Here is a 9468-nt window from a genome sequence, read left to right as displayed (position 1 = left end):
GGGTCTGCACGGTGCCGTCCGGGAGGGTGGCCGTGGGGGTCCCGTCGGGTGCTGTCGGGGTGGTGGCGGGTGTCGGGGAGGAGTCGATGGTCTCCGGCGGGAGCAGGACGAGCGGCAGCTGTGCGGAGGACTGCTCGGCGGCGGCCGAGGGGACGCCCTTCACGGTGCCGTTCGGGTTCAGGAAGGCGGGGTCACCGCCGGGGACCATGCCCAGCTCCTGGGCGCGGCGCTGGAGGGCCTCGGGGGCGGAGTAGGCGTCGATGTCCCGCTGGAGCGCCTGTTCCTCGTCGGTGAGGTTCTTGGTGTTCTTCTGCAGGTCGTCGAGCTTGAACGAGCCCTCGCTGAGCGCGGAGTTCAGCACCAGGAGCCCGATCAGGCCGCCGCCGAGGAGGAGCACGACGAGCAGGACGAAGGGGGTGCGGGCCGCCTGCCCGCGGCTCGGCGCCCCGGGGAAGAGCCGGGCGAGACGGGCGGCCCGCCCCCTCAGTTCGGGTTTCCTACTCACACCGCCCCCAGCCCACCTGGTGAGTTCGGATCTCCAACCCGCTCACACCCCTCACTCGATGTCCTCCCTGACGCGCTCGGCCCCGCGCAGTCGCGCCGGTGCCGCCCGCCGGTTCTCGGCGACCTCTTCCTCGGTGGGAAGTTCGGCACCACGCGTGAGCAGCTTGAGCCGGGGCTGGTACCGCTCGGGGACGACGGGCAGCCCGGGAGGCGCGGTGGTGGCGGCACCGGCCGCGAAGACCTGCTTGACCAGGCGGTCCTCGAGCGAGTGGTACGACAGCACGGCGATGCGTCCGCCGACGTCGAGCGCCTTCACCGCGGCCGGGATCGCCCGCTCCAGCACGGACAGCTCACCGTTGACCTCGATGCGCAGCGCCTGGAAGGTGCGCTTGGCCGGATTCCCGCCGGTGCGCTTGGCGGCCTGCGGCAGCGCGTCCCGGATCAGTTCCACCAGACGGGCGCTGTTGTCGAACGGCTCCTTGTCGCGCTCACGCACGATCGCGGCGACAATCCGCTTGGCCTGCTTCTCCTCGCCGTACGCGCGCAGGACGCGGACGAGTTCGCCGGCCGGGTAGGTGTTGAGGACCTCGGCGGCGCTGATGCCGGTCGTCTGGTCCATGCGCATGTCGAGCGGGGCGTCCTGGGCGTAGGCGAAGCCGCGGTCGGCCTCGTCGAGCTGCATGGAGGAGACGCCGAGGTCGAACAGCACGCCCTGCACGCGCGCGATGCCGAGTCGTTCCAGTACGTCGGGCAGCTCGTCGTAGACGGCGTGCACCAGGGTGGCGCGCTCGCCGAACGGGGCGAGCCGCTCGCCGGACAGGCGCAGCGCCTCCTTGTCGCGGTCGAGGGCGATCAGCCGGGCCTCGGGGAAGCGCTCGAGCAGGGCCTCGCCGTGCCCGCCGAGCCCGAGGGTGCAGTCGACGACGACCGCCCGGGGCCGCTGAAGGGCGGGGGCCAACAGGTCCAGGCACCGCTGGAGCATCACCGGGACATGTCGACTGTTGCTCAAGGGGCCCTCTCAGGTCCGGCGCGGGCCGTACGCACCGCCGGGTCCCCGCGCACGTGGGGAGGCCGTCCGCGTGGGGGCCTCAGGGAAGTCGTCCAGCAGGGAGGGCCTCGCCTCCCGCTTCGCGTCACTTTAGTCCACGGTGTCTCGCGGTCAATCAACCGGCCTGCGCGTGGCGGCCCGGCATGCGTGCCAAGCGGCAAACCAGGGAAAACCACCCTGACGGCCCAGCCACCGCCACCTGTGTGGGTTACCTCACAAGAGGGACGTGATGACGCTCTTTTCCCGCTCTCACACCGAGACCGGAACGTCCGTGACCAGTACCGTTATGGCCATGACGACTTCTGCATCCGTAACCACCGAGTCCGAAGGCGCCATAAGCGACGGCACGGTCACCGACCGCCTCGTCGAGGCGAACGAGCGGTACGCCGCCGAGTTCACCGACCCCGGGATGGACGCCCGCCCCGTGCTGCACGTCGCGGTGGTGGCCTGCATGGACGCCCGTATCGACCTGCACAAGGCGCTCGGCCTGCAGCTCGGCGACTGCCACACCATCCGCAACGCGGGCGGCGTGGTCACCGACGACGTGATCCGCTCGCTCACCATCAGCCAGCGCAAGCTCGGCACCCGCAGCATCGTTCTCATCCACCACACCGGCTGCGGTCTGGAGGCGATCACCGAGGACTTCCGCACCGAGCTGGAGATGGAGGTCGGCCAGCGCCCGGCGTGGGCGGTGGAGGCCTTCCGCGACGTGGACCAGGACGTGCGCCAGTCCATGCAGCGGGTGCGCACCTCGCCGTTCCTGCTGCACACCGACGACGTGCGCGGCTTCGTCTTCGACGTGCGGACGGGTCTGCTGCGCGAGATCGACCCGGCGTAACCGGCCACGGAGGCGTCCCCGGCCCTCTCGTTCTCCTCTCGTTTTCCTCGGAACACGCGCATGCTTGAACCCCAAGCACCGTAAAACCCGACATATCGCGGCCACTTGTCCACAGTCGAGTGACACGAAACGGTAACGGCAGCAAGAATGCGGTTGTGGCGTCACGCGGAACTTTTCACGCGTGGTGTCCGTGTTCCAGGGGTGGGCCGGTCCGCATCGCAGAGCGACGGCCCGGAGAAAGAACGGGCCGAGGAGGGCCGGGTGACGACCTATGACGATCGAGCGAGCCTTACAGATCTGACTGCCACTGTGGAGCGGGTCCGCAGTTCGGTGGAAGGAGTGATCGAGGGCAAGCCCGAGGTCGTACGGCTTTCGCTGACCGTACTTCTCGCCGAGGGACATCTTCTGATCGAGGACGTGCCCGGCGTGGGCAAGACCATGCTCGCCAAGGCGCTGGCGCGGTCCATCGACTGTTCCGTGCGGCGTATCCAGTTCACGCCCGACCTGCTGCCCTCGGACATCACGGGTGTGTCCATCTGGGACCAGCAGCGCCGGGACTTCGAGTTCAAGCCGGGCGCGATCTTCGCGCAGATCGTGATCGGCGACGAGATCAACCGCGCCTCGCCCAAGACCCAGTCGGCGCTGCTGGAGTCGATGGAGGAGCGCCAGGTCACCATCGACGGGCAGACCTACGAGCTGCCGAGCCCCTTCATGGTGGTGGCCACGCAGAACCCGGTGGAGATGGAGGGCACCTACCCGCTGCCCGAGGCGCAGCGCGACCGTTTCATGGCCCGGGTCTCGGTGGGTTATCCCAGCGTGGAGGCCGAGCTGCAGATGCTCGACGTGCACGGCGGCGTCTCCCCGCTGGAGGACCTGCAGCCGGTGGCGCACGCGCACGACATCGTGAAGCTGATCGAGGCCGTGCGCGGAGTCCATGTCGCCGAAACGGTCCGGCGGTACGCGGTGGACCTGGTCGCCGCCACCCGCACCCACCCCGACCTCAGACTCGGGGCCTCCCCGCGCGCGACGCTGCACCTGCTGCGCGCCGCGAAGGCGTCCGCGGCCCTCAGCGGCCGGGAGTACGCCCTGCCGGACGACGTGCAGGCGCTCGCCGTGGCCGTCCTCGCCCACCGTCTGCTGCCCACCGCGCAGGCCCAGCTCAACCGCCGCACCGCCGAGCAGGTCGTCCAGGAGATCCTGCAGCGCACCCCGGTGCCCGCGGCGCCCCAGCAGCCCAGTGGCTTCGGCGGCCTCGGCCACGGCACGCCGGCGTACGGCCAGCAACCGCCGCGGAGGCTGTGATGACCTTCGGAGGGACCGGGCACACGGAGGCCGACCGGGGCGAGAAGGGCGGCGTCCGCACCGCCCTGGCGGGCCTGACCACCCGCGGCCGGTCCTTCCTCGCGGCGGGCATCGCCGCCGCCATCTGCGCCTATGTGCTCGGGCAGAGCGATCTGCTGCGGGTCGGCCTGCTGCTCGCCGCGCTCCCCCTCGTCTGCGCCGCGTTCCTGTACCGCACGCGCTACCGGGTGGCCGGCAGCCGCCGGCTCTCCCCCGCGCGCGTGCCCGCGAGCAGCGAGGCCCGTGTCCATCTGCGGATGGACAACGTCTCCCGGCTGCCCACGGGCCTGCTGATGCTCCAGGACCGGGTGCCCTACGTCCTCGGGCCGCGGCCCCGCTTCGTGCTGGACCGGGTCGAGCCGGGCGGACGCCGTGAGGTCTCCTACCGCGTCCGCTCCGACCTGCGCGGCCGCTATCCGCTGGGCCCGCTCCAGCTGCGCCTGACCGACCCGTTCGGCATGTGCGAGCTGACCCGCTCCTTCTCCTCGTACGACACCCTGACGGTGATCCCGCGCGTGGAGCCGCTGCCGCCGGTGCGCCTGAGCGGCGAGGCCAAGGGCTACGGCGACGGGCGGCAGCGCTCGCTCGCCCTGGCCGGCGAGGACGACGTCATCCCGCGCGGCTACCGCTACGGCGACGACCTGCGCCGTGTCCACTGGCGCTCCACCGCCCGCTACGGCGAGCTGATGGTGCGCCGCGAGGAGCAGCCCCAGCGCGCCCGGTGCACGGTGCTGCTGGACACCCGGGGCATCGCCTTCGCGGGCGCGGGCCCCGACTCGGCCTTTGAGTGGGCGGTCTCGGGCGCCGCGTCCGTCCTGGTCCACATGCTCGAACGGGGCTTCTCGGTGCGGCTGCTGACGGACACCGGCAACTCCGTGCCCGGTGAGGGCGCCGAGGGGTTCGCGGGCGCGAGCCAGGAGACGGCCGACTCGGCGGGGCTGATGATGGACACCCTCGCTGTGGTCGACCACTCCGACGGCGCGGGCCTGTCCCGCGCGTACGACGTGCTGCGCGGCGGCAACGAGGGACTGCTGGTGGCCTTCTTCGGCGACCTCGACCAGGAGCAGACGGCGATCGCCGCCAAGATGCGCCAGCGCAGCGGCGGCGCGCTCGCCTTCCTGCTGGACAGCGAGGCGTGGGTGCGGGAACCGAGCGATGTGCCGGGGCCGTTGGACCGGCGTGAGGAGCGGCTGCGGATGCTGCGGGAGGCGGGCTGGACCGCCCTGAGCGTGCCGCGGGGGGTCTCGCTGAGCGAGCTGTGGCGGCAGGCGGACCGTGAGCGCACGGGCCTGGCCGCGGCGGGCGGGCCGAGCGGTGAGGGGGCGGGTTCATGAGCGGGCGGACACGGCTGGCGCTGTGCGCCTGGGCGGCCACCCTGCTGACCTCCTTCTCCCTGCAGCCACTGGTCTCGCCGGCCACCTGGATCCTGCAGGCGGCCGTCATGCTGGGCGTCCAGTCGGGCGTGGGCGCGGCGACCCGCCGGGTGCCGCTGGCCCGGCCGCTGACGGTGGCGGCCCAGGCCCTGGTCACGCTGCTGATGCTGACCCTGGTCTTCGCGCGGCAGCAGGCCTTCCTCGGGATCGTGCCCGGCCCCGAGGCGTTCCGGCACTTCTCCGACCTGCTGCGGCAGGGGGGCGACGACATCGCGCGGTACGCGATACCGGCGCCGCTGGAGTCGGACGGCATCCGGCTGATGCTGCTGGGCGGGGTCATGATCGTCGGGCTCGCGGTGGACACCCTCGCGGTGACCTACCGCAGCGCGGCCCCGGCCGGACTGCCGCTGCTGGCGCTGTACGTGGTGGCCGCGGGGCTGTACGAGGGGCATGCGGAGTGGGCGCGGTTCCTGATCGCCGCGGCCGGCTATCTGATGCTGCTGCTGGCCGAGGGCCGGGACCGGCTCTCCCAGTGGGGGCGCGTGTTCGGCGGAGCGCCACGGACGCCGGGCGGGGAGCTGGGCGCGGTCGCGCCGGTCCGCACCGGGCGCCGCATCGGCGTGCTCGCGCTGGGCATCGCGCTGGTGGTGCCGGTCGCGCTGCCCTCGATGAACGGCGGGCTGCTGGACGGCGCGGGGACCGGTGTGGGCGTGGGCAACGGCGGCGGGGGCACGATCTCCGCGGTCAACCCGCTGGTCTCGCTGCGCGACAGCCTGAACGTGGACGAGGACCGCCAGGTCCTGTCCCTGAGGACCAGCAGCAACGACCTCTCGGACATGTATCTGCGGATCGTGTCACTGGACGACTTCGACGGCAGCACCTGGAAGCCGTCCAAGCGGCACATCACCTCCGTGCCGGGCAAGTTCCCGACCCCGACCGGCCTCGCGCCGGACGTCAAGCGCACGGAGATCGATACCCGGATCTCGGCCGCCGACTGGTACGCGCAGGACTGGCTGCCGATGCCGTACCCGCCCAGCGGCGTGGACATCGACGGCAACTGGCGCTACGAACCGGTGGGCATGACCCTGGTCGGCGACCACGGGGAGTCCACGCGCGGCAAGACGTACCTGGTCAAGAGCCTGGACGTGCAGCCGACGGCGGAGCAGCTCGCGAACGCCCCGGAGGCGCCGGCGGCGATCAGGCGTGACTACACCAAGGTGCCGGACTCGGTGCCCTCGGTGGTGGCGAAGACCGCCCGGCAGGTCACCGCCGGCACGACCAACCACTACGAGCAGGCCGTCAAGCTCCAGGACTGGTTCAGCGTCGACGGCGGGTTCCAGTACAGCACGCAGGTGCAGGTCGGCACCGGTCCCGACGCGATCGCCAAGTTCCTGAAGGACAAGGAGGGCTTCTGCGTCCACTTCTCCTTCGCGATGGCGACGATGGCCCGCATCCTCGGTATACCTGCGCGGGTCGCGGTGGGCTTCGCCCCCGGTTCCCCGCAGTCGGACCAGTCGGTGTCGGTCGGTCTGAAGGACGCCCACGCCTGGCCCGAGCTGTACTTCGAGGGCGTGGGCTGGACCCGCTTCGAGCCGACCCCGAGCCGGGGTGTCACTCCCCCGTACACGCAGTCGGACACGCCGGGCAACAGCCTGCCCGACGTCGTGCAGCCCTCGCAGTCGGCGGGATCGTCCGCGTCGGCGGCGCCGTCGTCGAACGCCAGTTGCTCGGTGCAGGAGAAGAAGCTCCAGGACTGCGGCGTCGCCGCTCCGCTGGACGTCGCCAAGCCGGGCAACGAGGGTCACAGGTGGTACTGGTACGCCTGGTGGGGGGCCGTCGGCCTCCTCGTGGTCGTCGTACTGCTGCTGCCCATGCTGTGGCGGCTGCGACGGCGCGCGGCACGACTGGCCTCGGCCCAACACGCCTCCTCCGGCGTCGGGCGCCCGGCCTGGGGCGCGGTGCGGCTGGAAGGGGTCGTGAACCCGGGCGGGGCCGCGGCCGTTGAGGCGGAGGCGGACGCCCGTCACGCCGCGCAGGTGGCGAGCGGGCATGTGCTGGCCGTCTGGCGTGAGCTGACGGACACGGCCTGGGACTACGGCATCCTGCCGGACGACGCGCTGACCCCGAGGAAGGCGGCCACGCGGATCGTGCGGCTCGGGGAGCTGGATCCGGCGACGGCCGAGCGGGTCCACCGGGTGGCGGGAGCCGTGGAACAGGTGCTGTACGCCCCCCGGCCGCAGGCTGTACCGGGGCTGGCGGACGACGTCCGCGCGCTGCGGTCGGCCCTGCGCTCCCGGGCGAACCGGACCACCCGGGTCCGTGCGGTGATCGCCCCGCGCTCGGCCGTCCGCGCCCTGTGGGACCTGTCGGACCGCTGGACGGCCCTCAAGGCCCGCATGGCCGACCGCTGGGCCACGCTGATCCGCCGCCCGTCGGGCCAACCGGGCCGGCAGAGCGGCTGACCTCCCGCCCGCCGCGCACACCGCGATCGGCCCCGGCTCGGAACGTCCGAGCCGGGGCCGACTGCTGCTCCCCGGCCCGCAGGAGACGCCACTCAGCCGCCTGCCCGTCGGCTCAGCGGAGCCGGCGCCCAGGTCGAGCCCGCCGTGCGGGCATGCCTGAGGGGTGACCACCATCGGTGGTCACCCCTCGAAGTCGTCGGGAGCGCTACTGGCCCTGCTCGTCTCGGCGGCGCTGCCAGCGCTGTTCGATCCGGTCCATCATCGAGCGCTTCTGCCGGGCCTGACGGCGCGCCTGCGGGGCGCCGGCGGGCTGTTCGCCCGGCTTGGGCGCCTTGCGCCAGCCGGTCACGGCGAGGACCGCGCAGCCCAGCATGACGAGGAAGCCCACCACGCTCAGCCACACCTGCTTGGCGACCATTCCAGCCATGAGGAGCGCGATACCCACGAGGAAGCCCGCGACCGCCTGGTAGACCCGCCGCCGGGTGTACGTACGCAGCCCGCTTCCCTCGAGCGCCGACGCGAACTTGGGATCTTCGGCGTACAGCGCTCGCTCCATCTGCTCGAGCATGCGCTGCTCGTGCTCAGAGAGCGGCACGGAGTCCTCCTCATCGTGCAGTCGCCGGGGGCGACCCGGGGGGTCCCTTCAGGATAGGCAGGGAATCGCCCCCGTGAAACCCGCCCCTCTGCGCCAATTGGCCAACCGGATTCCGCCATCGACGTCCCGGCTCGCTGAATCTTCCATTCCCCAGCGGCCGACCCGTCATGCCGGGTGATCTCCTTCGATCATACGGCGCCAAGCCCCCGTTCGGGGGGCCTGTGGCGTACTCCATGCCCACTCTCGCCGCTGATCAGCGGCGCGGCACAGGGGTCACTCAGGCCTCGGTGGCCTCCGGGGTCTCCCCGAGCACATGGAGCTGGGTGGCCACGGAGTGGAAGGCCGGGAGCTCGGCGGCCGCCTCCTCCAGCTTCAGCAGCGCCTCCATCGCGCCCGGCTCGGTGTCCACGAGCACCCCCGGGACCAGGTCGGCGAAGACCCGTACACCGTGCACGGCACCGATCCGCAGGCCCGCGCCCTCGACGAGCGCGGTGAGCTGCTCGGCGGTGAAGCGGCGCGGCACGGGGTCGCCGGCGCCCCAGCGGCCGTTCGGGTCGTCGAGCGCCTGGCGGGCCTCCTTGAAGTGCCCGGCGAGCGCCCGGGCGAGCACGGCGCCGCCGAGACCGGCGGCGAGCAGGCTGAGGACGCCCTCGGTGCGCAGGGCGGCCACGGCGTTGCGCAGGCCCTCGGCCGGGTCGTCGACGTACTCCAGGACGCCGTGGCACAGCACGACGTCGTACCCGCCGCGCTCGACCACGTCGAACAGGCCGTGGGCGTCGCCCTGGACGCCCCGGACGCGGTCGGCGACGCCCGCCTCGGCGGTACGGCGTTCGAGTGCGAACAGGGCGTTGGGGCTGGGGTCGACGACGGTGACGTGGTGGCCGAGGCGGGCGAGGGGCACCGCGAAGTTGCCGCTGCCGCCTCCGGTGTCGAGGACGTCCAGCGCCTGTCGTCCCGTGGCCTTGACGCGGCGGTCGAGGGCGTCCTGGAGGACCTCCCAGACCACGGCGGTACGGAGGGAGGCGCGGGGTCGCAGCGGGTCCGACACGGCAGTTGACTCCTCGGCGCGGCACCGCCTGTTGCACGGCGGAGCGAACGGGCTGCCTCCCGGCCCGGCGTACGGAGGGAAGGCTTCAGGCGCCCTCCACCCTATTGCCTCGACCGTCCCGCCAGGCCACCTCGGCACCCCGTCCCGCACACCGTCTCGCCCGCTGGACTCCCGGCGGTCCCCCGGCGGGCGGGCCCACGAGACGTCCACGCTTCCGCACGGCCCGGAGGACGCTCCACCCCGCGCCGCTGCCGACCCC

General features: G+C 72.5%; 8 protein-coding genes. 4 read left to right on the top strand and 4 right to left on the bottom strand.

Annotated elements, in window-relative coordinates:
- Window positions 1-505, bottom strand: a 505-nt coding sequence (locus GRC12_RS37470) for a septum formation initiator family protein (RefSeq protein WP_208784655.1), incomplete at its 3' end; no start/stop codon positions are given.
- Window positions 506-556: 51 nt separating this feature from the next.
- Window positions 557-1513, bottom strand: a complete 957-nt coding sequence (rsmH, locus tag GRC12_RS37465) for a 16S rRNA (cytosine(1402)-N(4))-methyltransferase RsmH (RefSeq protein WP_208784653.1) — start codon at window positions 1511-1513, stop codon at window positions 557-559.
- 268 nt (window positions 1514-1781) lie between these two features.
- On the opposite strand from rsmH, the gene GRC12_RS37460 reads away from it, so the two are divergent.
- From GRC12_RS37460 to GRC12_RS37445, 4 genes are all read left to right on the top strand, one after another.
- A complete protein-coding gene (locus tag GRC12_RS37460; RefSeq protein ID WP_439959930.1) occupies window positions 1782-2390 on the top strand; it encodes a beta-class carbonic anhydrase in 609 nt (202 codons plus the stop codon).
- Window positions 2391-2651: 261 nt separating this feature from the next.
- Window positions 2652-3692, top strand: a complete 1041-nt coding sequence (locus GRC12_RS37455) for an AAA family ATPase (protein WP_208784649.1) — start codon at window positions 2652-2654, stop codon at window positions 3690-3692.
- Window positions 3692-5065 (top strand): DUF58 domain-containing protein, encoded by a 1374-nt coding sequence (locus GRC12_RS37450; RefSeq protein WP_208784648.1) that lies wholly within the window; start codon window positions 3692-3694, stop codon window positions 5063-5065. The genes GRC12_RS37455 and GRC12_RS37450 overlap by 1 nt, the downstream gene beginning before the upstream one ends.
- Complete coding sequence (locus GRC12_RS37445) at window positions 5062-7566, top strand: transglutaminase TgpA family protein (protein WP_208784647.1); 2505 nt, start codon at window positions 5062-5064, stop codon at window positions 7564-7566. The genes GRC12_RS37450 and GRC12_RS37445 overlap by 4 nt, the downstream gene beginning before the upstream one ends.
- Window positions 7567-7771: 205 nt before the next feature.
- Here the strand turns inward: GRC12_RS37445 and GRC12_RS37440 are convergent, their stop codons facing one another.
- The gene (locus tag GRC12_RS37440; protein WP_133042857.1) at window positions 7772-8161 is read right to left on the bottom strand and encodes a DUF3040 domain-containing protein; all 390 of its coding nucleotides are present in this window, start codon (window positions 8159-8161) and stop codon (window positions 7772-7774) included.
- A gap of 277 nt (window positions 8162-8438) precedes the next feature.
- The gene (locus GRC12_RS37435) at window positions 8439-9209 is read right to left on the bottom strand and encodes a methyltransferase (protein WP_208784646.1); all 771 of its coding nucleotides are present in this window, start codon (window positions 9207-9209) and stop codon (window positions 8439-8441) included.
- Window positions 9210-9468 lie beyond the last annotated feature (259 nt).

This window comes from Streptomyces griseorubiginosus, assembly GCF_017614965.1.
In the GTDB taxonomy this organism is placed as follows: domain Bacteria; phylum Actinomycetota; class Actinomycetes; order Streptomycetales; family Streptomycetaceae; genus Streptomyces; species Streptomyces griseorubiginosus_B.
Note: the sequence above shows the minus strand (reverse complement) of the source record. Positions and strands in the feature narration are given on the sequence as shown.